Here is a 21,610-nt window from a genome sequence, read left to right as displayed (position 1 = left end):
GGTCTGGTGCGGGGAACCTGCACCCTCGGGCCCGGCTGCACGAGATCAGCGAGCGTCGCCCGGCGCTCGAGGTAGGGCAGGCCGGTCGTCGACTGGCCGTCGACCTCGAGGACGTCAAACACGAAGTACGACACGGGCGCCGCGGCGAGGAGCTGCGCGGTGGGCCGCTGCGCGTGCATCCGGCGTTGCAGCCGGGCGAACGATGGTCGGCCCCCTTCGTCGAGGGCCACGATCTCACCGTCCACGATGCCGTCCCGGTCGCTGACCGCCCCGGGGAGCGCTTCGGCAAGTTCGGGGACGGAGTTGGTGACGTCGTTGCCGTTGCGGCTGCGGCTGTACAGGTGGCACTGGCTGTCTCGGACGACGGCGATCGCGCGTTGCCCGTCCCACTTCCACTCGAACGCCCACCCACCTCGTTGGGTCCGGCGACATCCGCTGCGGATGCGGGTGAGGTCATGGTCAGGTCCAGGGAGACGGTGGCAGCGAGTGCAGCGGTGCCGATGCAGAACCGTCGGTAGGTGCGGGTGGAGCCTCGGCGAGGGTTTCCCATTCTCGGAAGAACATGGCTGGTTGTCCGAACCCGCACGGCGACGGAGCAGGGTGGGAGTGCCGCGCACCGTCAAGTACGCGTAGTGCACAACGGCGGGAGTCCTTACGCGGACAACTCGATTCGGGTGTCGGAGAGCAGTTCGAGGCCTCCGCGGTAGCGGTCCAAGGCGACCTCCGCGAGCAGGGGGTGGGCGCCGATCGCGTCTGCGAAGAGAGCATCGGGCGCGTGCTCGGTGGCCTGGAGTTTGAGCCGGTCGGTGAGTAGACCGGGCGCCAGGAACCACGGCGCGACGACGATCCGCCGGGCGCCGCCCGCGCGGAGGCGGAAGACGGTCTGCGGCAGTGACGGTGCGGTGGTGGCGAAGCAGGTCTCGGCGCCGGACCAGGCGGTTCCGGCAAGCAGGCGCGGCGCGATGTTGGCGGTGCGGGCGTTGGCCGCCGCGCAGGACGAGCCCACCGCGGCGAGTACCACTCCGATCTCGGCGTCGTCGAGGGTGACGCCGGTGGCCCGCACTCGGTCCCGAACCGCGGCCACCAGACGCTCGTCGTCGCCGAGCACGTCGGCCTGCACGAGATCGAGCCCGGGGTTCCGCGCGCGACCGGCCGCGAGCAGGGCAGGCAGGTCCACCCGGGCGTGGAACGCGCTGCCGAGCAGCAACGGGACCACCACCGCGGACGAGTGCCCCTCCGCGGCAACGGCGTCGACGACCTGGTCCACCGACGGCGCGGACAGGTCGAGGAAGCAGAGCCGGACGTCGAGATCCGGCCGCGCGCCCCGGACCGCCGCCGCGGCAGCCGCCATCGCCCGCGCGGAACGCGGGTCGCGGCTGCCGTGCGCGACGAGGACCAGGGGCGTGCTCATCGACCTAGACCCGCTCGCCGAGTTCGATCGCCGCGATCGCGTCGCCGACCAGGCCCGCCGCCAGGGTGTTGCCGCCCGCGGGATCGATCAGCAGGAAGCTGCCGGTGTGCCGGTTGACGCGGTAGTCGTCCGCGACGATCGGCTCCGCGACCCGCACCGAGATCTTGCCGATCTCGTTGAGCGCCAGCGACGCCGGGCTCGGCTCGGTGGTCAGCTCCTGCTCATCGAACCGCTCCACGATCGCGCCGACGATGGCCTGCGTGGTGCGGGTGCCGTGCTTAAGCAGCAGCCGGGCGCCGGGGTGCAGCGGCTTCTCGGCCAGCCAGCACACGGTCGCCTCGAACTCGCCGAGCGGCTCCGGCGCGTCCCCCACCGACGCGATGGTGTCACCGCGGGAGATGTCGACGTCGTCCTCGAGCACGAGCGTCACGCTGCGACCGGCATGCGCGACGTCCAACTCGCCGTCCGCGGTGTCGACCCGGCTGACGGTGGTGCGGATGCCGGACGGCAGCACGACGACCTCGTCACCGGGACGGACCTCGCCGGCGGCGACCTGACCGGCGTAGCCGCGGTAGTCGGGGAAGTCGGCGGTGCGGGGCCGGATCACGTACTGCACCGGGAAGCGCAGCCCCACCCGGTGCGGCTCCGCGTCGACCGGCACCGACTCCAGGTGCTCGATCAGCGTCGGGCCGTCGTAGTAGGGCGTGTTCTCCGACCGCACCGCGACGTTGTCGCCGTGCAGCGCGGACACCGGGATCTCCACGACGTCCTCGGCGGCCCAGCCCAGCGACGAGGTCAGCTCGCCGAACTCGCGGGAGATGTCGGCGAACACGGTCGCCGGATCCTCGACCAGGTCGATCTTGTTCACCGCCAACACCAGTCGCGGCACCCCGAGCAGCGCGAGCACCGCGGCATGCTTGCGGGTCTGCGAGATGACCCCCTTGCGGGCGTCGACCAGCAGCACCACCAGTTGCGCGGTGGACGCTCCGGACACGGTGTTGCGGGTGTACTGGACGTGACCGGGGGTGTCCGCGAGCACGAAGCTGCGCTTCGGTGTCGCGAAGTACCGGTACGCGACGTCGATCGTGATGCCCTGCTCGCGCTCGGCGCGCAGGCCGTCCACCAGCAGCGAGAGGTCCGGGGTGTCGAGCCCCTTGTCGACGGACGCGCGGGTCACGGCGTCGATCTGGTCGGCGAGAACGGATTTCGTGTCGTACAGCAGCCGACCCACCAGGGTGGACTTGCCGTCGTCGACGCTGCCCGCCGTCGCCAGGCGCAGCAGATCACTCATCAGAAGTAGCCCTCTCGCTTGCGGTCTTCCATGGCCGCCTCGGAAACTCGGTCATCACCGCGGGTCGCGCCGCGCTCGGTCAGGCGGGACGCCGCGACCTCGGCCAGGATGGCGTCGTTGTCGGCGGCCTCGGACAGCACCGCGCCGGTGGTGGAGCCGTCGCCGACGGTGCGGTAGCGCACCGACAGGGTCTGCACCTGCTCGTCCTCGCGCGGTCCGCCCCACACGCCGGACGTCATCCACATGCCGTCGCGCTGGTACACCTCACGCTCGTGGGCGTAGTAGATGCTTGCCAGTTCGACGTTGTCGCGGGCGATGTACCGCCAGATGTCCAGCTCGGTGAAGTTGCTGAGCGGGAACACCCGCACCTGCTCGCCGGGGTTGTGCTTGCCGTTGTACAGGTTCCACAGCTCGGGGCGCTGCCGCTTGGGATCCCAGCGGCCGAACGCGTCGCGCAGGGAGAAGATCCGCTCCTTGGCTCGGGCCCGCTCCTCGTCGCGGCGGGCGCCGCCGAACACGGCGTCGAACCGGTGCTCGGCGATCGCGTCGAGCAGCGGCACCGTCTGCAGCGGGTTGCGGATGCCGTCGGGCCGCTCGGTGAGTCGGCCGTCGGCGAGGTAGTCCTCGACCTTCGCCACGTGCAGGCGCAGGTTGTACTTCTCGACGACGTGGTCGCGGAACGCGAGCACCTCGGGCAGATTGTGCCCGGTGTCGACGTGCAACAGCGCGAACGGCACCGGCGCCGGCCAGAACGCCTTGATCGCCAGGTGCAGCAGCACCGTGGAGTCCTTGCCGCCGGAGAACAGGATCACCGGGCGCTCGAATTCGCCTGCCACCTCACGGAAAATGTGGATGGCCTCGCTTTCGAGGGCGGCGAGGGTGTCGAAGTCGTCGCCGCGCAGCAGCGGCCGGATGTCGGTCAGTTCAGCAGTCATGACGCGTGCAACCCGCATTCTGTCTTGGAGTTGCCGGCCCACCGTCCGCTGCGCGGATCGGAGCCGGGAGCTGGCTTGGCGGTGCAGGGCGCGCACCCGATGGACGGATAGCCCTCGTCGACAAGCGGATTGACGAGGATCCCGTGCTTGTCGATGTAGTTCTGCATGTCGTCGTCGGACCAGGCGGCGATCGGGTTGATCTTCACCAGACCAAACGCCTCGTCGAACGAGATCAGCGGGGCGTTGGCCCTGGTGGGGGACTCGACCCGGCGGATGCCGGTCACCCACGCCTGGTATCCGGCGAGGGACCGCTTGAGCGGCACCACCTTCCGCAGCCGGCAGCACTCGTTCGGGTCGCGGGCGAACAGGTCCTTGCCCAGCCGGGCCTCCTGCTCGGCGACCGTCTCCTCGGCGCGGGCGTTGATCACGTTCACCCCGTACACCGCCTCGACGGCGTCACGGGTCCCGATCGTCTCCGCGAAGTGGAAGCCGGTGTCGAGGAACAGCACGTCGACACCCGGGTGCACCTGCGCCGCGAGGTGCACCAGCACCCCGTCCTGCATGTTCGACGCGACGATGTAGTTGGTGCCGAACGTGTCCTCGGTCCAGCGCAGCAGGTCCGCGGCGGACGCACCGTCGAGACTTGCCGCCCCCTGCGCGGCAAGGTCGCGGAGTTCGGACTCCGTTGCGTTCGCCACGTCCACGGGTGTGGTCATCGGCGTCGAATGCTCTTCGCCGGAGCTCATCGCAGATCCTCCTCTTCGGCCCGCACGACCCACTCCGCGAACCGCTCGTCGGCATGCTTGTTCTTGATGAAGTTGCGCACCAGCCGGTCGATGTAGTCGGTGGCCTCGTGCGCGAAAATCTTGTGCTGGCGCAGTTTCCGGCCGAAGGCGCTGTCGAGGCCGAGGCTGCCGCCCAGATGCACCTGGAACCCCTCGATCGGGGTGCCGTCCTCGTCGGCGATCAGCTGACCCTTGAACCCGATGTCCGCGACCTGCACGCGGGCGCACGAGTTCGGGCAGCCGTTGAAGTTGATCGTGATCGGCACGTCGAGCTGGTTGTTGAGGTCCGCGAGCCGCTCCTCGAGGATCGGGACGAGGGCCTGCGAACGGCTGCGGGTCTCGGTGAAGGAGAGCTTGCAGTACTCGAGTCCGGTGCAGGCGATCAGGTTCCGGCGCCACCGGGACGGCCGCGACGTCAGGCCGACCGCCTCGAGGTCGGTGTCGAGCCCGGCGACCTTGTCCTCGGGCACGTTGACCACGACCAGCTTCTGGTAGGGCGTCAGGCGCAGGATGTCCGTGCCCGCCCGCTCCATCGCGTCCGCGATCGTGAACAACACGTCCGCGGTCAACCGCCCCGACACCGCGGAGTATCCGACGGCGGTGAGCCCGTTGGTGAGTCGGGTGAGACCGACATGGTCGATTGGGTGCTTCGGCGGGACCGGCGCCGGACCGTCGACGAGCTTCCGGTGCAGGTACTCGTCCTCGAGGACCTGACGGAACTTCTCCACGCCCCAGTCCTTGACGAGGAACTTCAGCCGGGCCTTGGAACGCAGCCGACGGTAGCCGTAGTCGCGGAAGATCGCGACGACACCCTCCCAGACGTCCGCGACCTCGTCGAGCGGGATCCAGGCCCCGAGACGTTGCGCCATCATCGGATTGGTGGACAGGCCGCCGCCGACCCACAGATCGAGGCCGGGCCCGTACTCGGGATGCTCGACACCGACGAACGCGACGTCGTTGATCTCGTGGACCACGTCCTGCTGACCGGAGATCGCGGTCTTGAACTTGCGGGGCAGGTTCGAGTACTCGGGGTTGCCGATGTACCGCCGCTTGATCTCCTCGATCGCCGGGGTCGCGTCGAGCACCTCGTTCGGGGACAGGCCTGCGAGCGGGGACCCCAGCATGCCGCGGGGGCAGTCGCCGCACGCCTCGGTGGTCTGCAGGCCCACCTCGTCGAGCCTGCGCCAGATCTCGGGGATGTTCTCGATCTCGATCCAGTGGTACTGGATGTTCTGCCGGTCGGAGATGTCGGCGGTGCCGCGGGCGAAGTCCCGGGAGATGCCTGCCAGCGTGCGGACCTGCGCGACGGTCAGCTGCCCGCCGTCGGTGCGCACCCGCATCATGAAGTAGCGGGCCTCGAGCAGGTCGATGTTGTCGTCGCCGGTGTAGGTGCCGTCGTAGCCCTGCTCACGCTGGGTGTAGAGCCCCATCCACCGGAACCGGCCGCGCAGGTCCGACTTGTCGATGCTGTCGAAACCCTGCTTCGAGTAGACGTCGAGGATGCGGGCGCGGACGTTGAGCGGGTTGTCGTCCTTCTTGTTCTGCTCGTTCGCGTTGAGCGGCTCGCGGTAGCCGAGGGCCCACTGGCCCTCGGACGCCCGCTTCTTCGGGCGGGCGGCACGCGCCGGGGGTGCGGCGGCGGGGGTGTCGACGGTCTGCGACATCGGGGCGCTCCAAGATCTGCTTCAGGGGGATCTTCTGGGGGCGCCGGTCTACCGGGGGCATGATCGAGACGGGGAGGGCTGTCCCCGCGTGCCCACATTCGAGACCGGCCTTGACTGGCGGGCTGAAAGAGAATGCGTCTACGCGCAACAGGGGAGACAGCAAGAGCTGCAGACACGCTTGAGATCGACGTGGCGTCGCGCCACGAGCACAATCCCAAGTCCGGTCACGCCGACGATTGTGCCAGATCACATCGCCGATTCCGACCCCCGCCGGGTATTTCCCCCGATTTCGGGGGAAATGCGCAGGGCAGCGGCCGGTGTGCGATGGGTCACTCTGGCCGCGGTGGGACACTGGAGCGGTGAGTACACCCCTGAGCGAGCCGTCCGTGGCAGCGTTCGACCTGCCCGACCATGCCCTCGACGGGGTCGGGTCGCGGCCGTTCGGCATCTACGTCCACGTCCCGTTCTGCGCCACCCGGTGCGGATACTGCGACTTCAACACCTACACGGCTGGCGAGCTGGGGACGTCGGCGTCGCCGCAATCGTGGCTTGAGGGGCTGCGCCGCGAACTGGACGCCGGCGCCGCGCTGCTGGGCCGGGATGGGCGGACGGTGCCCCCCGCGCAGACGGTGTTCGTCGGCGGCGGCACCCCGTCGCTGCTCGGCGGGGACGGGCTCGCCGACGTGCTCGCCGCCGTCCGATCGAGTTTTGGTCTCACCCCGGGTGCCGAGGTCACCACCGAGTCCAACCCGGAGTCGACGTCGCCGGAGTTCTTCGCGGCCATCCGCGCCGCCGGCTACACCCGGGTGTCCCTCGGCATGCAGTCGGCGGCGCAGCACGTGCTGAAGGTCCTGGACCGCACCCACACCCCGGGCCGGGCGGTCGCCGCGGCCCGCGAGGCCCGCACCGCCGGGTTCGGGCACGTCAACCTCGACATGATCTACGGCACCCCCGGCGAACGGGACGAGGACCTCGACGCGACCCTCGACGCCGTCCTCGACGCGGGCGTCGACCACGTGTCCGCGTACTCGCTGATCGTCGAGGACGGCACCGCGCTGGCCCGCCGGGTGCGCCGCGGCGAACTGCCCGCCCCCGACGACGACGTCCTTGCCGCCCGCTACGAGCGCATCGACGCGCGGCTCGCCGCGGCGGGCCTCGGCTGGTACGAGGTGTCGAACTGGTCCCTGCCCGGCGCCGAGTGCAGGCACAACATCGGCTACTGGGACGGCGGCGACTGGTGGGGCGCCGGGCCGGGCGCGCACAGCCACGTCGGCGGGGTGCGCTGGTGGAACGTCAAGCACCCCGCCCGCTACGCCGACCGGCTGGCGTCCGGCGTGCTTCCCGTCGCGGACAGCGAGGTCCTCACCGCCGAGGACCGGCACGTGGAGCGGGTGATGCTGGTGCTGCGGCTGCGGACCGGGATGCCGCTGTCGGACCTGCGGCCCGACGAGCGCCTGGCGGCGGAACGGGTGGCGGCGGACGGCCTGCTCGAGCGGGTCGGGGACCGGTTGGCGCTGACCGATCGGGGCAGGCTGCTCGCGGACGGCGTCATCCGGGACATCCTCAGCTGACGAACTGTGCGTGATTCTTACCCCGGTCGGGGTGAAAAGCGCGCACGGGCGCGCAGCGCAGCTAGGTCAGCGCGTCGTAGTCGAAGACCCGGGCGTGCAGGACGACGCGGTTGCGCAGCGCGGCCCGCACCGCCCGGTGCAGGCCGTCCTCGAGGTAGATGATCCCGCCCCACTGGACCGCGTGCGGGAACAGGTCGCCGTAGAAGGTGCTGTCCTCGGACAGCAGCCGGTCGAGTTCGAGCACCTTGGTGGTGGTGACGATCTCGTCGAGGCGGACCTGCCGGGGCGGGATCTTCGACCAGTCGCGGATCGACAGGCCGTGGTCCGGGTACGGCTTTCCGTCCCGCACACCCTTGAAAATCATCTGCGCATCCGTCGGAGTAGTCGGGCAGTGCGTCGGCACTGAATGTCGGTGAAGGCGCCCCCACACTAAGGCCTGCACGGCCGGTGGTCACGAGACGACTAGAATGCGGACAGCCGGGGTGACACGGGTCCGCCCGGGGTGGCGCGACGGAGGTGACGGCAATGGCAAGTACCGAGGAACGACGATTCGAGGTGCTGCGCGCGATCGTCGCCGACTATGTCGCCACCCAGGAACCGATCGGGTCGAAGGCGCTCGTGGAGCGGCACAACCTGGGGGTCTCCAGCGCCACCATCCGCAACGACATGGCCGTCCTTGAGGCCGAGGGCTACATCGCGCAGCCGCACACCAGTTCCGGCAGGGTGCCCACCGATAAGGGGTACCGCGAGTTCGTCGACCGGATCGCGGAGGTGAAGCCGCTGTCGTCGGCGGAGCGTCGCGCGATCCTCGAGTTCCTCGAGTCCGGGGTCGATCTCGACGACGTGCTGCGGCGCGGAACCCGCCTGCTCGCCCAGCTGACCCGGCAGGTCGCGGTCGTGCAGTATCCGACGCTGTCGGCATCGTCGGTGCGGCATCTCGAGGTGGTGGCGTTGACGCCTGCGCGGCTGCTGCTCGTGCTGATCCTCGATTCCGGTCGGGTCGATCAGCGGATCGTCGAACTCGGCGACGTGCTCGACGACGACGACCTGTCCCGGCTGCGGGACCTGCTCGGCGGCGCCCTCGAGGGCAAGCGGCTCGCTGCCGCGTCGGTGGCGGTCTCGGAGCTCGCCGATGCCGCCCCGGACGGGTTGCGGGATGCGGTGGTGCGGACCTCGACGGTGCTGATCGAGACGCTCGTCGAACACCCCGAGGACCGTCTGGTGCTCGGCGGAACCGCGAACCTGACCCGCAACGCGGCGGACTTCCCCGGCTCGCTGCGGTCGGTGCTTGAGGCACTCGAGGAGCAGGTGGTGGTCCTCAAACTGCTTGCCGCGACCGGTGCACCCGGCTCGGTGACGGTCCGGATCGGCGAGGAGACGCAGGTCGAGCAGATCCGCGGCACCTCGGTGATCACCACCGGCTACGGCGCGGGCGGCAAACTCTTCGGCGGCGTGGGTGTGCTGGGCCCCACCCGGATGGACTACCCGGGAACCATCGCGTCCGTCGCGGCGGTGGCCCGGTACATCGGTGAGGTGCTCGCCGAGCGCTGAGGCACCCCCGCGGCGGCCGGGCGAGCGGCCTGCCCTTCGACATGTGGACCCGATTTTCCGAATTGACAACAGGACGAGAGACGTAACGTGGCACGGGATTACTACGGACTGCTGGGTGTCTCACCCAAGGCGACCGATCAGGAGATCAAGCGGGCCTACCGCAAGCTCGCCAGGGAACTGCACCCGGACGTCAACCCGGACGAGGACGCGCAGGCCCGGTTCAAGGACATTTCCACCGCATACGAGGTGCTCTCCGACCCGGAGAAGCGGCGCATCGTCGACCTCGGCGGCGACCCGCTGCAGCAGGGCGGCGGCGGAGCGGGCGGCTTCGGCGGCGCAGGCTTCGGCGGCGGCGGCCTCGGCGATGTCTTCGAGGCCTTCTTCGGCAGCGCGGGCGGCACCCGCCGCGGCCCCCGCGGTCGCGTGCAGCCGGGCGCGGACTCGCTGCTGCGCACCAAGCTGACCCTCGAGGAGTGCGCGACCGGCGTCACCAAGCACATCACCGTCGACACCGCGATCCTCTGCGACCTGTGCACCGGCTCCGGAACCAACGGCGACTCGAAGCCCGTCACCTGCGAAACCTGCGGCGGCGCAGGCGAGGTGCAGTCCGTGCAGCGCTCCTTCCTTGGTCAGGTGATGACCTCGCGCCCGTGCCCCACCTGCCGCGGCGCGGGCGAGACCATCCCCGACCCGTGCCACAAGTGCGGCGGCGACGGCCGGGTGCGGGCCCGCCGCGACATCGCCGTCAAGGTCCCGGTCGGGGTGAGCAACGGCATGCGGATCCGGCTGTCCGCGCAGGGCGAGGTCGGCCCCGGCGGCGGGCCGGCGGGCGACCTGTACGTCGAGGTCATCGAGCAGCAGCATGACGTGTTCGTCCGCGACGGCGACGACCTGCACTGCACGATCCGGGTGCCGATGGTGGACGCCGCGCTCGGCACCACCGTCACCGTCGACACCATCATCGACGGCCCCACCGAGATCACCGTCGACGCGGGCACCCAGCCCGGGTCGGTCGCGACCCTGCGCGGGCATGGCATGCCGAAGCTGCGGTCCGGGGTCCGCGGCGACGTGCACGCCCACCTCGAGGTGGTGGTCCCGGCCAAGCTCGACGGCAAGCAGACGGCGGCGCTGCGGGACTTCAAGAACCTGCGCGACCGTGACTACGCGGAGGTGGTCAGCAGCAGCTCGCAGCAGAGCGGCGGGCTGTTTTCGCGGCTGCGCGACGCGTTCAGCGGCCGCTGACGGTCGGGTCGAACAGCGATGGCCGCCACGGTTTTCTACCTCGACCCGCTGCCCGACGTCGGGCAGGTCGCGGTCCTTGACGGCAAGGAGGGCAGGCATGCCGCGACGGTGCGCCGGACCCGGGTCGGTGAGCAGTTGGTGCTCGCCGACGGCCGCGGCGGCATCGCCCGTGCCGAGGTCGTCGCCGTCGGCAAGGACCGGCTGGACCTGACGATCACCGCCCGCGACGACCTGCCCGCCGCGACCCCCGCCGTGACCCTCGTGCAGGCCCTGCCGAAGGCGGAGCGGTCCGAGCTCGCGGTGGAGCTGGCGACCGAGGCGGGGATCGACGAAATCGTGCCCTGGCAGTCGGCGCGGTGCGTCGCCAAATGGGAGGGGCCGAAGGCCGTCAAGGGTGTCGCGCGCTGGCAGGCGGTCGCCGTCGCGGCCGCGAAACAGTCACGGCGAGCGCACATTCCGGAGGTCGTCGAGCTGCACCGGACCGCGCGGGTGCTCGACCGGGTGCAGACGGCCGTCGGGTGCGGCGGCGTCGTCCTGGTGCTGCATGAGTCCGCGACCGCGGAACTGGCGTCGCTGGACCTGCGGGCGGCGCCGGAGATCGTGCTCGTTGTCGGTCCCGAGGGGGGCCTCGCTGACGACGAGGTCGCCGCGCTCACCGGTGCGGGCGCGACCGCGGTCCGGCTCGGCCCGACCGTGCTGCGCACCTCCACCGCCGCCGCGGTTGCGCTCGGTGCGCTGGGGGTGCTCACCGACCGGTGGGCCGCGGCGCCGCTGCAGTAGGCGCTCCGCGCCCGTGAGTCTTTCTGGTGCCGGAGGGCGCCAGAAAGACTCACAGGCGCGCAGCGCCCACTATCGACAGGAGAGTCATGCCCCGCACCCGAATCGACTACGGCCCGCACCCCGCCCAGTTCGGGCACCTGTACACCCCGACGGCGGCGGCGGGGCCGGTGCCGGTGGTGATGCTGCTGCACGGCGGCTACTGGTCCGCCGACTTCCACCTCAACCTGGCGACGACCCTGGCATCCGAGCTGGCCCGGCGCGGGGTGGCGGCGTGGAACGTCGAGTACCGCCGGGTCGGGGCGGGCGGCGGCTGGGCCGAGACCAGCGCGGACGTCGAGGCGGCGTTGGCGGCGACCGCGACGCTGCTGCCGGACCGTTCGCCGGTTCCGCTCGACCCCGGTGACGTTCGCGTTGTCGGCCACTCCGCGGGCGCGCAGCTCGCGGTGTGGGTTGCGGGGCAACGTGAGTGCCCGGTGCGGCCGAGCAGGGTGGTCTCCCAGGCCGGTGCCCTCGACCTCGCGTCCCGGGCCGCGACGCGCAGCGGCGGGTCGGCGCTGGAGGCGCTGTTCGGGGTGCCCTACGCCGACGACCCCCAGCTGTACCGCGACGCGTCCCCGATCCACCGCGTCCCGACCGGCGTTCCGACGGTGTGTCTACACGGGGTCGAGGACGTGCAGGTGCCGGTGGCGGCGAGTCGCGCCTACGTGGACGCGGCCCGTGCGGCCGGGGACCGCGCCGCGCTGTGGGAGGTGCCGGGGGAGGGACACAACGCCTTCCTCGACCGCAGCACCCGCTGTTGGGCCCTCACGCTGGACGCGATCCTCGGCGCCGACCCCTGGTCCGGGGTGCGGTAGCGGCCGTCAGCCGAGGACCCGGTCGAACCCGTGCCGCGGCGCCGCCGGGTGCTCCCGCAGCGCGGCCTCGAGGCGGGCGGCGACGTCGACGGGGTCGGCGCCCTCGGTGCTCAGCACCAGATCGACGTCGCTCAGTTCCCGCATCGTCACCGCGAGCCGGTGCGCGGCCTCGGCGAGTTCGATGCGGCCGGACCAGGTTTCGGGTTCCCGATCGAGCACCCGCCCGCGGACGGTGCCCGGTGCGGCATCGAGCCGCACCAGCAGGTGGGCTTCGGCGCCGGTCGCGGCAACGACGTCCCGGCCGTACCCGTCCTCCTCGACGGTCGCGGTGACCAGCAGCAGCGGATACCCGGCCGCCCGGTAGGAGCCGGCGAGCGCCGCCACGTGCCGCATCAGCCGCCCGTGGTCGAGCGGCGGATAGCACCGTTCGAGCTCGTCGAGTTCGATCAGGGCGTTGGCGACGCCCGCGTCACCGAGGCCGTCGTGCAGTTCGGTGAGCACGGACGTCTTCCCCGCGCCGGGCGGCCCGGTCAGTAGCAGCAGGAACATGTCGATCAGTGTCGCAGTGCCCGCCGCTACTGGGCCGACCCGGTGACCTCGATCAGGTTGACCTGCAGCTTCGGGACGGTGGTGCTGCCGCCGGCCTGGGTGTCGTAGGTGAACGAGCCGAGCACCTCCGCGTGCATGGTCACCAGGTCGTCCTCGACGACGTCCCGGATCAGTGCGGCGGTGTCGCCGACGACGAAGGTGTTCTGTTCGTAGTCGTACACGCGGTCGGGCACGGACGGCGCGGTACGGGCGAGGAACTGCGTCGCCCCGGTGGCGGAATCGAACTGCGTCACCCGGCCGTAGACGACGACCTTGCGACCGACCGCGGCGGCGGGATCCTTGGCGATCAGCGCGAAGTCGCGGTCGGTGAGCTGCTCGTAGCTGGCGGGGTCCTTCTTCGCGGCCTCCTCGGCCTGGCGGCGCGCGGCCTCCGCGGCGGCCGCCTCCTGCCGGGCCCGGGTCGCGGCGGCATCGGCCTGCCTGCGGGCCTCGGCCTGCTCGGGGGTTTCGGTCGGGGTGGTGGCGGCGGGTGCGGCGGGTGGGGAGTCCTGCGGTGCGGAGCAGCCGGTGAGGGCGGCGAATGCGGTGGCCGCCGCCGCGGCGGTCAGCAGGGTGCGGCGGAGTCGGCGGCGCGGCATCGGGGTGGTCATGGCGGGTCTCCTGTCGGTGGTGCGGGTCACAGGCCGGTGGAGCCGGCGGCGAGCAGCGGGACGAGGGCGGGCAGTACCGCGCTGCCGACGACCGCGCTGCCGATCGCGGCAGCCCCGGCGACCGGCGCGGTGAGGTCGGGTGCCTGCACCGGCGCCGCGGAGGGCGAGTCACCGATCCGAGTCCACGGCAGGCAGTTCAGGCTTCTGAACGCGGCGTCGGTGGGTGTGATGTCCACGACGACGCGGCCCGTGCCGTAGGCGTACGCGATGACGTCGTCACCCTCGCCGGTGAAGCCGGAAAGCCGGGTGCCCCAGCAGTTGTAGTCGCCGTCGATCGGCCCGGGTGAGACGTAGAGGCCGGGCTCGATGTCGACGCCGACGATGTAGGTGCTGTCCGCCGGCATCGTGGTGCCTGCCGCGTGCGCGGTGCCTGCGCTGACGACGACGGCGGCGGCGGCGAGGACGGACACGGTGAGTGCGGTGGTGCGGATGCTCATGGGGATTCCTTCAGGGTGGTGGGTGGGCCCCGTGCCGGGTGGGACGGGGCCGGATCGTGCTGGGGCGATCGGGGTCATGCGGTCGCGAGGAGCGGCGCGACGATGTTGTCGGCGACGGCGGCGCGGACGCCGGGAGCGATGTCCGCCTCGTGCCCGCGCCGCGCGGCAACGGCGAGCCGGTGCGCCGCCTCGTTGAGGGGGTGTCCGTCGTGTCCGCGGACCCACGAGAAGCGCACGCGCCGACCGTGACTGAGGTGGTGGATACGGTCCACCGTGGTGGCGATGGTGCCGCGGTTCGGATGGCCGCTGCCGAGACAGGTGAGTGCGGCGCGGCTGTCGGTGAGGATGTGCAGCGGGTGGTTCCGGAAACTGGAGACGGCGAGTTCGATGGCGACCAGTTCACCGGCGAGTACCGAGCCGACATCGGGGACCATCTTCTGGCGGCGCACCCCGTCCGCTCGAACGCAGGCCACCCCGACGCCGCGTCGCCTGCTGTTCTTGGAGGCATCGGTGGCGATGACGAGTTCCGGCAGAGGTACCGCCGCGGCGAGGGCGGCGACGTGCGCGGACATCGCGTCGGCGGGCAAGGAGCAGGGCGGGCATCCGGCCGCGGGGCGTCGGGGTGAGGTCGAGGGTGGGGAATGCGCCCGCGACGCGGCGGAGTTCGCCGCGAACCTCGGTGTCGCCGACGTAGACCGGCACCGGTGTGGGCACCGTGGCCGCCCACTGGTGGACGTGCTCGAATGCGTCGAGCGTGGTGGCCCGGCGGTGGAGATCGCTGGCGCCGTCGCGGGTGAAGACGCGGGTGCGGATGCCGGTGTCGTCGAGGATCACTTCGGCGGTGAGCGAGTGGTCGGTGTCGGTTCCCGCGGTGTGGCGGGAGTGGATCACGGCGAGGGTCATCGGGCTGCTCCTGTCTGTTCCGGTGGTGGCGACAACAGTCACCGACGGCGGTGTGTGTGGAGAACTCGATCACTGATAACCAGGGTTATCGATCTGCGCGGCGAGGGTGTCGGTGCGGTGGGCTACCGTCGCCTCACTGCCTCCGTGGGAGCGGCAGGGTCACGGTAGGGAAGGGGTCGGACACGGATGAGTAGCGATGCGGCGTCACCGCTGCTGCTGTCGAAGCCGGCCATCGCCGAGCTCGCCCGCGTGCGGCGGCCCGTGGTAACCATGTGGATCAACCGCTACCGGGCGACCGCGCACCCATTCCCGGGACCGGTCGCGACGCGGAACCGGGTCGACCACTATGCGGCGGACGAGGTGGTCCGGTGGATCCGGGCCCGCGGCCTCGGCAACAGCGACACCCTCGTCGAGGATCTCGCCCTGCACGCGGTGCTCGGACACGAGTCGGCGCTGCCCGCGCAGGTCGTCCTGGACGGGGTCACCGCGCTGCTGTGCGTGAAGGTTCTGCTCGGCGACCAGCTCGCCGACCTCGACGCCGAGGATCTGCTGGACGAGGTCGACGGCCTCGACCCCGACGACCGGTTCCTGTTCCGCGAGGTGGCCGCGCTCGGCGCCGAGGTGGACCTGCTCGCCCGGCACGTCGACACCATGTCGGATGCCGCGTACACGCCCGCGGCGGCATTCGAAACGCTGATGCGGCAACGGTTTCGGATCGGCCCCCGGGAACTGGGTGAGACCGCGCTGCGCCCCGCCGCCCTCACGCTGGCGGCCCGGATCGCGTTGGCCCTGTCGGACGGGGAGCGCGCGGTGTTCGTCGACCCGTCCACGGACGGCAGCGACCTGTTGGTGACGCTGCGATCACTGCTGCCGGAGTACACGGACGCGGTCGCGGTCACCGGTCCGGCCGACACCGCGGCGACGCGGCTGGCCCGGCGCAGGCTCGTCGTGCACCAGTGGCGGCTCCGGCCCGGCGGCGGGGACGACGGCGTGCCCGGCCCGGCGACGTTCCTGACTCAGTTCCCCGGACCCGGCGCCCCGCACCTGTCCGACACGCAGATCCTGTCCGCGATCGACGACGTGGCGTTGCAGATGTGGGACGGCCAGTCGGCGGTGATCGTCGGGCCAGCGAGCGCGCTCGTCGACCCGCTGGCCGACCGGGACGCCGAGGCCATCCGGTCGGCGCTGCTGCGGTCAGATCGGGTGCGTGCTGTGGTGCGACTGCCGGAGGGGTTGCGGGTGTCGCGGCCCGGGTTGTCGACGGCGCTGTGGGTGCTCGGCTCCGCGGACGCCTCGGTGAAGCCAGCGGACCGGTGGACGGTCCTCGCGGACCTCGGGGGCGTCGACCTCGATGACCTCGCCGCCGAGGCGGTGCTCGCCGATGTCCTCGCCGCGATGGGATCGCGGGACACGGTGCGGGCCCATGCCTTCCGCGTCGGCAGGAGGTACCGGACGGCGACGCTGCTGGCGTCGGGCTCGTTGGCGCCGCCACGCCCGCACCGCCTGCCACGTCCGCGCCGTCCCGGCGCCGAGGCCGCCGCGCGGGTGGTCCAGCTGGTGGGGGAGTACCGGGACGGCACGACCCGGATCGACACGCAGCTGACGGTGCCGGTCGAGTACCGTCCTGCCACCGCGCCGACGGAGTCGGCAGGCCGGTTGGCGGCGTCGCGGGAACTGGCGGCGGTGCCGGGCAACCGGATCGACGCCGCGGACCTGCTGGAGTCCGGCGCCGAGGACGCGGCCGGTGTGGTGCGGGTGATCGGCACCGATGAGGTCCTCGGGCGGAGGATCGTGGGGGAGCGGGGAATCGACCGCCTGCGGTTTACGACGCGGCATCCCAGCGGCCGCTACACCGAGCCCGGCGACATCGTCTACTGCACCAGCCCAGAGTTCGGGGCGATCGTCGACGTCGAGGGGTCGTCGGTGGTGCTCGCCCCGGCCCGAATCATGCGGGTCACGGACCCGCTCGCCTCCGGGCTGGTGCCGGAGCTGATCGCCGGGCACCTGCGCGCCGCTGGCGTCGGGGACCGCGCTACCGGTGCGGTGCGGAGGGGGAAACCATGGCGGGCGTGGGAGATTCCCCGCATCGACCCGAGTCGGGTGCCCGCCGTGACCGCCGCGCTGGCGGATCTGCGTCGCCGCAGGCAGGCGGCGGCCGAGCTGGTGGCGACGATCGACCGCCTCACCGACACCCTGGTCGACGGGGTGGGTCGGGGCGCGCTGGTGATCGCCGAGGACACTGTGTTGGAACCGGAGAAAGGCTGAGGATGCCCCCCAGGAAGAAGTCCGTCGACGCGGCGCCGTCGACGATGAAGGAACTGAAGGACACGCTGTGGAAGGCCGCGGACAAGCTGCGCGGCTCGATGGACGCGTCCCAGTACAAGGACGTGATCCTCGGCCTGGTGTTCCTCAAGTACATTTCGGACGCGTTCACCGAGCGCCGTGAGCAGATCCACGCCGAACTCGTCGCGGACGGGCTGGACGAGAACCAGATCGCGCAGCTGATCGACGACGAGGACGAGTACCGCGCGGGCGGCGTGTTCTGGGTTCCCGGCGAGGCCCGCTGGGAGTTCCTGTCCGCCAACGCGAAGGGCACCGCCCCGGCCGCCGGCGTCGCGGGCCGGACGGTCGGGGAACTGATCGACGCCGCGATGCGCCAGCTGATGGACGCCAACGAGAGCCTGCGCGGCACCCTGCCGACGATCTTCAACGGCGACAGCGTCGACCAGCGCCGCCTCGGGGAACTGATCGACCTGCTCGGCGACACCCGGTTCACCGGTGAGGGTGCGACGAAGGCACGGGACCTGCTCGGCGAGGTGTACGAGTACTTCCTGGAGAAGTTCGCCCGCGCCGAGGGCAAGCGGGGCGGCGAGTTCTACACCCCCGCCGGTGTGGTCCGGGTGCTGGTGGAGGTGCTCGAACCGTTCGGCGGCCGCGTGTACGACCCGTGCTGCGGTTCCGGCGGCATGTTCGTGCAGACGGAGAAGTTCATCGAGCATCACGGCGGCAACGCCACCGACGCCGCCGTGTACGGCCAGGAACTGAATCAGCGCACCTGGCAGATGGCGAAGATGAACCTCGCGATCCACGGTGTCACCGGCAACCTCGGTGACCGCTGGGAGGACACCTTCGCGCAGGACAAGCATCCCGACCTGCTCGCCGACTATGTACTCGCGAACCCGCCGTTCAACATCAAGGACTGGACCCGCCGCGAGGACGACAAGCGCTGGCGTTACGGCGTCCCCCCGGCCGGCAACGCGAACTATGCGTGGATCCAGCACATCGTCGCGAAGCTCGCCGAACGCGGCAGCGCGGGCATTGTGATGGCCAACGGGTCGATGTCCTCGAATTCCGGTGGGGAGGGCGACATCCGCGCCCAACTCGTCGAGGCCGACCTGGTGTCGTGCATGGTGGCGTTGCCGACGCAGCTGTTCCGCTCCACCGGCATCCCGGTGTGCGTGTGGTTCCTCGCGAAGGACAAGTCGGTGGGCCCGAAGGGCAGCATCGACCGCCAGGGCCAGGTGCTGTTCATCGACGCGAGAAACCTCGGCTACATGGTGGACCGCGCCGAACGCGCGCTGAGCGACGACGACATCGCGAAGATCGCCGGCACCGTGCACGCCTGGCGCGGAACCGAATCCGCTGGCGGCGCAACCTACGAGGACGAGCCCGGCTTCTGCTACTCGGCTGAGCTGTCCGAGATCAAGGAAGCCGACTACGCACTCACCCCGGGTCGCTATGTCGGTGCCGCGCCGATCGAGGACGACGGGGAGCCGATCGAGGAGAAGATCGCGAGGCTCACGGGGGAGCTGTATGCCCAGTTCGACGAGAGCAGTCGGCTGCAGGAAGTGGTTCGGGAGCAGTTGGGGAGGGTGCTGTGAGGGAGTTGGTTCTTGGCGACTCGCTCGAGTTACTGATTGACAATCGCGGCAAGAATCCTCCCTTTGTGGCGGACGGTGTGCCCGCAGTTTCGGCGATGAATGTCGCGAACGGTGTGCTTGATCTGAATGACGCGCGCCGGGTTACCCGTGATATCTACGAGACATGGATGCCCCAGCCGATCAGGAGGGGCGATGTCGTCATGACCAGCGAGGCGCCTCTCGGTCGTGTAGCTAGGGTTCGATCGGACGACGAGATATGTCTGGCGCAACGAGTATTCGGCCTGCGTGGTCGCGAGGGCGTACTTGATACCGGCTTTCTGTACTACGCGCTCCAGTCGTCAAAGGTCCAGGCTGAGCTCGAAGGCCGGGCGACCGGCACCACGGTCGTCGGAATTCGGCAATCCGCGCTACTTCAAGCGAAGATCCCTGCGCCAGATTTTGGCCAACAATGCGCCATGGCCGAAGTCCTCGGCGCCCTCGACGACAAGATCGCCGCGAACCGGAAGCTGGCCGAGACCGCGGACTTGCTGGCTAAGGCTCAGTTCACTTCGATGCTTGCTGACTCCCAGTCGGTGCCTCTTTCTGCGACTGCCCAGTTCGTGAACGGGAAGGCGTTCACCAAGGGCGCGAGTGGAACGGGGCGGGTAGTCATCAGGATCGCCGAACTCAATTCGGGTATCGGCGGATCGACGGTGTTCAGTGACATCGAGGTGGACGATCAGTTCGTGGCTCGTCCTGGCGACCTGTTGTTCGCATGGTCGGGTTCACTCACGCTCCATCGCTGGTTCCGGGATGAAGCGATCGTGAACCAGCACATCTTCAAGGTGATCCCGGCTGACGGATACTCGCCGTGGCTACTGTTCCAGCTGATCCAGGAGAAGCTGCCCAGATTCAAGGACATTGCAGCCGACAAGGCGACAACGATGGGGCATATTCAGCGCAAGCACCTAGACGAACCGGTGCTGGTTCCATCACCGGCACAGGTCGAGCGCCTCGAAGCAACGATGACCGCGTTGTGGGATCGTGCACTGCTCGCAGAGCGGGAGTCGCTGCAGCTCACCACCCTCCGCGACACCCTCCTCCCACGCCTCATGTCGGGCGAACTCCGCGTCCGCGACGCCGAGAAGCAGGTGGAGGCTGCCCTGTGACGGACGAGGTCGCGAGGGAACTCGTCGAGCTGGCGGAGGCGAAGCGTGCCTCGCTGACCCCGTCCGACTGGGCGACCTTGCGTGAGATCACTGAGCGGGTCACGGCGCATGCCGGTCCGTTCGCGGAGTGGGTGCCGCCGAAGCGCATAGGCGACAACTCTTTCGAGATCGGCTACTCATCCTGGGGTTCGTTGGCGGGGGAGGTGGTGCGCGCGGTGTACGACCTGGGCCTGGTCGTCCCGTTCGCGTGGCCGCAGTGGGAGGACGCGCAGCGGCTGCTTGCCCCGGCGACCTTCGACCCGGACACCCTGACCTGGCCGCAGACCGTCGGACTGCTCACGTTGCTGCTCCGGCAGGACCGGTTCAGTGATGGCACGGTGGCGGAGGCGTTCGAGGACGGCGCGCTCCCAAAGCTGTTGGTGCGCCTCCTGGACTTCGCGCCGACACGCGGGGAGTGCATGACTGTCGCCTCCCCGCCGAACCCGCGGTCATCGGCCGCGTCCCCTCATCACCGGAGCCATCCATGACCCGCTACGCCCCTTACCTCCGCGTCTTCGCGGGGATGCTCGCCGCGATCTGCTTGTGGCTGGCGTTCGTGGAGTTGATCAACGGCAACGTCGGGCAGGCGCTGGCGCAGGTGCTGTTCGCCGCCGGCCTCGGCTACCTCGCTGTCGGAAGGCCGATCCGTGACCATCTGGCCCGGGTCAGGGCGGAGAAGGCTGGCCTCGCCGCCCGCGCGCAGGCCGGCCACGAGGCGTTCCTCGCCGGTGACCCGGCGGCGTTCGCCCCGCCGCCGGAGCCGCAGCCGACGAAGCCGATGCGCCGCGGCGTCCTCGTCGCGATCGCCGTTGCCGCGGTGTTCGTGCTGATCGGGATCGTCGGCGACATCGGTGACGGCCTCGACGTCGAATCCGACACGGACACCACAACCGCGCAGCCGACACCCGCCGCCACGCCGCCGCCTGCGGCCACGCCCGCCGAACCTGCGGCAGCACCCGCCGCGTCCGCGGCAGCCCAGCCTGCCCCGGTGGCGCAGGCCGCGGCGGCGACGGCGACCATGCCGAACGTGGCGTGCATGAACCTGCAGGACGCCCAGGACACGATCCAGGCGGCGGGCGTCTTCTACTCCCGCAGCGCGGACGCGACCGGGCAGGGTCGCAACCAGGTCGTCGACCGCAACTGGGTGGTCGTCGGCCAGACCCCGCCCGCCGGGAGCCTCATCGGCGAGGGCGACGCGGTGCTGTCGGTCGTCAAGGTCGGCGAGCCGGGGGACTGCTCGTGACCGGGCGCCCGCAGGCGCGGTCGGCATGCTGAGTCGCCTCGGCCGGGCGGCCGCGGCACGGATCCGCGACGTGGGTTCCATCCCGTCGGGGTTGCGTGCGCGTCACGAGGTGAACCGGCGGATTGACCTGCAGCGCGAACGGTGGGAAGCCGAACTGGCGCAGTGCCGCGCGCGGCGTGCGGCGCTGTCCGCGCGGGTCCGGGACGAACGATGCGGCTTCGACCCCGCCGAGAGTGAGGGATCCCGGCTGGCGCTCACGGCGTACAACACCAACGCTGCGCGCATCGACGAACTCCGGGACCTGCTGCGCCACACGGCCATGCCGACCTACCTGCCGCAGTTCGCCGTCCGGTGCGGGTCTGTCGTCACGCTGCGGTTCGGTGACGACGAACCGTGCCGGATGATCGTCGCCCGCCACAGCCACGACGAGACGATCGAACCGTGCCCGCCGCATACCCCGTTGGGTGCCGCGCTGCTCGGCCGTCGGCGCGGCGACATCGTCGCGTACGTGGTCGACGGGCGACAGAGCCCCGTGAAGTGGTGGACTTCGGATCAGGCGCGAGATCGCGTAGTGATCAACGAGTCATGCTGAATGCTAGCTGATTTCGACGGCCTC

Annotated in this window: 22 protein-coding genes and 1 pseudogene; 11 read left to right on the top strand and 12 right to left on the bottom strand. The window is 70.7% G+C overall.

Annotated elements, in window-relative coordinates; all coding sequences use genetic code 11:
• Positions 1-50: 50 nt before the first annotated feature.
• The 7 genes and pseudogenes from ACFWPA_RS15525 to ACFWPA_RS15495 all read right to left on the bottom strand — a co-directional run.
• A pseudogene (locus ACFWPA_RS15525) lies at positions 51-617 on the bottom strand (hypothetical protein); the annotation flags it as partial.
• Between the two features lie 35 nt (positions 618-652).
• Positions 653-1,411 (bottom strand): sirohydrochlorin chelatase, encoded by a 759-nt coding sequence (locus tag ACFWPA_RS15520; RefSeq protein WP_378570833.1) that lies wholly within the window; start codon positions 1,409-1,411, stop codon positions 653-655.
• Between the two features lie 4 nt (positions 1,412-1,415).
• On the bottom strand, positions 1,416-2,702 hold the full coding sequence (locus ACFWPA_RS15515) for a sulfate adenylyltransferase subunit 1 (protein WP_378570831.1): 1,287 nt from the start codon (positions 2,700-2,702) through the stop codon (positions 1,416-1,418).
• Entirely contained in the window at positions 2,702-3,637 is a 936-nt protein-coding gene (gene cysD, locus ACFWPA_RS15510; protein WP_378508288.1) for a sulfate adenylyltransferase subunit CysD, read from the bottom strand. Before cysD ends, ACFWPA_RS15515 begins: the two co-directional genes overlap by 1 nt.
• Positions 3,634-4,353, bottom strand: coding sequence for a phosphoadenylyl-sulfate reductase (locus ACFWPA_RS15505; protein WP_378570889.1), 720 nt, complete (start codon positions 4,351-4,353; stop codon positions 3,634-3,636). Before ACFWPA_RS15505 ends, cysD begins: the two co-directional genes overlap by 4 nt.
• Before the next feature lie 26 nt (positions 4,354-4,379).
• The gene (locus ACFWPA_RS15500) at positions 4,380-6,086 is read right to left on the bottom strand and encodes a nitrite/sulfite reductase (protein ID WP_378570829.1); all 1,707 of its coding nucleotides are present in this window, start codon (positions 6,084-6,086) and stop codon (positions 4,380-4,382) included.
• A gap of 138 nt (positions 6,087-6,224) precedes the next feature.
• Positions 6,225-6,296 (bottom strand): Ms4527A family Cys-rich leader peptide, encoded by a 72-nt coding sequence (locus ACFWPA_RS15495; RefSeq protein WP_378570887.1) that lies wholly within the window; start codon positions 6,294-6,296, stop codon positions 6,225-6,227.
• A gap of 149 nt (positions 6,297-6,445) precedes the next feature.
• Here ACFWPA_RS15495 and hemW point away from each other — a divergent pair, with 149 nt between their 5' ends.
• Entirely contained in the window at positions 6,446-7,657 is a 1,212-nt protein-coding gene (hemW, locus tag ACFWPA_RS15490) for a radical SAM family heme chaperone HemW (protein WP_378570827.1), read from the top strand.
• A gap of 61 nt (positions 7,658-7,718) precedes the next feature.
• Here hemW and ACFWPA_RS15485 read toward each other — a convergent pair whose 3' ends face one another.
• Positions 7,719-8,021 (bottom strand): type II toxin-antitoxin system VapB family antitoxin, encoded by a 303-nt coding sequence (locus tag ACFWPA_RS15485; RefSeq protein WP_378508292.1) that lies wholly within the window; start codon positions 8,019-8,021, stop codon positions 7,719-7,721.
• A 161-nt stretch (positions 8,022-8,182) separates the two neighbouring features.
• On the opposite strand from ACFWPA_RS15485, the gene hrcA reads away from it, so the two are divergent.
• From hrcA to ACFWPA_RS15465, 4 genes are all read left to right on the top strand, one after another.
• Entirely contained in the window at positions 8,183-9,208 is a 1,026-nt protein-coding gene (gene hrcA, locus ACFWPA_RS15480; RefSeq protein ID WP_378508293.1) for a heat-inducible transcriptional repressor HrcA, read from the top strand.
• 87 nt (positions 9,209-9,295) lie between these two features.
• Positions 9,296-10,450: a molecular chaperone DnaJ gene (gene dnaJ, locus ACFWPA_RS15475; protein ID WP_378508294.1), complete on the top strand. Its 1,155-nt coding sequence runs from the start codon at positions 9,296-9,298 to the stop codon at positions 10,448-10,450.
• Positions 10,451-10,468: 18 nt separating this feature from the next.
• Positions 10,469-11,230 carry a 16S rRNA (uracil(1498)-N(3))-methyltransferase gene (locus ACFWPA_RS15470; protein WP_378508295.1) on the top strand — a complete coding sequence of 254 codons (762 nt, stop codon included), beginning with the start codon at positions 10,469-10,471 and terminating at the stop codon, positions 11,228-11,230.
• Positions 11,231-11,316: 86 nt separating this feature from the next.
• Complete coding sequence (locus ACFWPA_RS15465) at positions 11,317-12,084, top strand: alpha/beta hydrolase family protein (RefSeq protein WP_378570825.1); 768 nt, start codon at positions 11,317-11,319, stop codon at positions 12,082-12,084.
• 6 nt (positions 12,085-12,090) lie between these two features.
• On the opposite strand, the gene ACFWPA_RS15460 is transcribed toward ACFWPA_RS15465, so the two are convergent.
• From ACFWPA_RS15460 to ACFWPA_RS15445, 4 genes are all read right to left on the bottom strand, one after another.
• Positions 12,091-12,633, bottom strand: coding sequence for a hypothetical protein (locus tag ACFWPA_RS15460; protein WP_378570823.1), 543 nt, complete (start codon positions 12,631-12,633; stop codon positions 12,091-12,093).
• 26 nt (positions 12,634-12,659) lie between these two features.
• Positions 12,660-13,283, bottom strand: coding sequence for a DUF2510 domain-containing protein (locus ACFWPA_RS15455; protein ID WP_378570821.1), 624 nt, complete (start codon positions 13,281-13,283; stop codon positions 12,660-12,662).
• 26 nt (positions 13,284-13,309) lie between these two features.
• Positions 13,310-13,780 carry a hypothetical protein gene (locus ACFWPA_RS15450; protein ID WP_378570819.1) on the bottom strand — a complete coding sequence of 157 codons (471 nt, stop codon included), beginning with the start codon at positions 13,778-13,780 and terminating at the stop codon, positions 13,310-13,312.
• A 74-nt stretch (positions 13,781-13,854) separates the two neighbouring features.
• The gene (locus tag ACFWPA_RS15445; protein ID WP_378570817.1) at positions 13,855-14,367 is read right to left on the bottom strand and encodes a ribonuclease H family protein; all 513 of its coding nucleotides are present in this window, start codon (positions 14,365-14,367) and stop codon (positions 13,855-13,857) included.
• A gap of 502 nt (positions 14,368-14,869) precedes the next feature.
• On the opposite strand from ACFWPA_RS15445, the gene ACFWPA_RS15440 reads away from it, so the two are divergent.
• Genes ACFWPA_RS15440 through ACFWPA_RS15415 form a run of 6 tightly spaced genes read left to right on the top strand, consistent with a single transcriptional unit; the run spans position 14,870 to position 21,586 of the window.
• Positions 14,870-16,948, top strand: a complete 2,079-nt coding sequence (locus ACFWPA_RS15440; RefSeq protein ID WP_378570815.1) for a hypothetical protein — start codon at positions 14,870-14,872, stop codon at positions 16,946-16,948.
• Between the two features lie 2 nt (positions 16,949-16,950).
• On the top strand, positions 16,951-18,564 hold the full coding sequence (locus ACFWPA_RS15435; protein ID WP_378570813.1) for a type I restriction-modification system subunit M: 1,614 nt from the start codon (positions 16,951-16,953) through the stop codon (positions 18,562-18,564).
• Positions 18,561-19,712, top strand: coding sequence for a restriction endonuclease subunit S (locus ACFWPA_RS15430; protein WP_378570811.1), 1,152 nt, complete (start codon positions 18,561-18,563; stop codon positions 19,710-19,712). Before ACFWPA_RS15435 ends, ACFWPA_RS15430 begins: the two co-directional genes overlap by 4 nt.
• Positions 19,709-20,239, top strand: coding sequence for a DUF6508 domain-containing protein (locus ACFWPA_RS15425; RefSeq protein WP_378570809.1), 531 nt, complete (start codon positions 19,709-19,711; stop codon positions 20,237-20,239). The genes ACFWPA_RS15430 and ACFWPA_RS15425 overlap by 4 nt, the downstream gene beginning before the upstream one ends.
• Complete coding sequence (locus ACFWPA_RS15420) at positions 20,236-20,994, top strand: PASTA domain-containing protein (protein WP_378570807.1); 759 nt, start codon at positions 20,236-20,238, stop codon at positions 20,992-20,994. The genes ACFWPA_RS15425 and ACFWPA_RS15420 overlap by 4 nt, the downstream gene beginning before the upstream one ends.
• Before the next feature lie 25 nt (positions 20,995-21,019).
• Complete coding sequence (locus ACFWPA_RS15415; RefSeq protein WP_378570805.1) at positions 21,020-21,586, top strand: hypothetical protein; 567 nt, start codon at positions 21,020-21,022, stop codon at positions 21,584-21,586.
• The last annotated feature ends 24 nt before the right edge of the window (positions 21,587-21,610 follow it).

The organism is Rhodococcus sp. NPDC058505, assembly GCF_042720095.1.
Lineage (GTDB): Bacteria > Actinomycetota > Actinomycetes > Mycobacteriales > Mycobacteriaceae > Rhodococcus_G.
Note: the sequence above shows the minus strand (reverse complement) of the source record. Positions and strands in the feature narration are given on the sequence as shown.

Excerpts from the sequence above, each read along its gene's own strand:
- ACFWPA_RS15435 (WP_378570813.1), top strand. The coding sequence starts at position 16,951 with ATGCCCCCCAGGAAGAAGTCCGTCGACGCGGCGCCGTCGACGATGAAG.
- ACFWPA_RS15455 (WP_378570821.1), bottom strand. The coding sequence starts at position 13,283 with ATGACCACCCCGATGCCGCGCCGCCGACTCCGCCGCACCCTGCTGACC.
- ACFWPA_RS15440 (WP_378570815.1), top strand. The coding sequence starts at position 14,870 with ATGAGTAGCGATGCGGCGTCACCGCTGCTGCTGTCGAAGCCGGCCATC.
- ACFWPA_RS15515 (WP_378570831.1), bottom strand. The coding sequence starts at position 2,702 with ATGAGTGATCTGCTGCGCCTGGCGACGGCGGGCAGCGTCGACGACGGC.
- ACFWPA_RS15470 (WP_378508295.1), top strand. The coding sequence starts at position 10,469 with ATGGCCGCCACGGTTTTCTACCTCGACCCGCTGCCCGACGTCGGGCAG.
- ACFWPA_RS15465 (WP_378570825.1), top strand. The coding sequence starts at position 11,317 with ATGCCCCGCACCCGAATCGACTACGGCCCGCACCCCGCCCAGTTCGGG.
- ACFWPA_RS15520 (WP_378570833.1), bottom strand. The coding sequence starts at position 1,411 with ATGAGCACGCCCCTGGTCCTCGTCGCGCACGGCAGCCGCGACCCGCGT.
- ACFWPA_RS15485 (WP_378508292.1), bottom strand. The coding sequence starts at position 8,021 with ATGATTTTCAAGGGTGTGCGGGACGGAAAGCCGTACCCGGACCACGGC.
- ACFWPA_RS15500 (WP_378570829.1), bottom strand. The coding sequence starts at position 6,086 with ATGTCGCAGACCGTCGACACCCCCGCCGCCGCACCCCCGGCGCGTGCC.
- cysD (WP_378508288.1), bottom strand. The coding sequence starts at position 3,637 with ATGACTGCTGAACTGACCGACATCCGGCCGCTGCTGCGCGGCGACGAC.
- ACFWPA_RS15420 (WP_378570807.1), top strand. The coding sequence starts at position 20,236 with ATGACCCGCTACGCCCCTTACCTCCGCGTCTTCGCGGGGATGCTCGCC.
- ACFWPA_RS15460 (WP_378570823.1), bottom strand. The coding sequence starts at position 12,633 with ATGTTCCTGCTGCTACTGACCGGGCCGCCCGGCGCGGGGAAGACGTCC.
- ACFWPA_RS15415 (WP_378570805.1), top strand. The coding sequence starts at position 21,020 with ATGCTGAGTCGCCTCGGCCGGGCGGCCGCGGCACGGATCCGCGACGTG.
- hrcA (WP_378508293.1), top strand. The coding sequence starts at position 8,183 with ATGGCAAGTACCGAGGAACGACGATTCGAGGTGCTGCGCGCGATCGTC.
- ACFWPA_RS15450 (WP_378570819.1), bottom strand. The coding sequence starts at position 13,780 with ATGAGCATCCGCACCACCGCACTCACCGTGTCCGTCCTCGCCGCCGCC.
- ACFWPA_RS15505 (WP_378570889.1), bottom strand. The coding sequence starts at position 4,353 with ATGACCACACCCGTGGACGTGGCGAACGCAACGGAGTCCGAACTCCGC.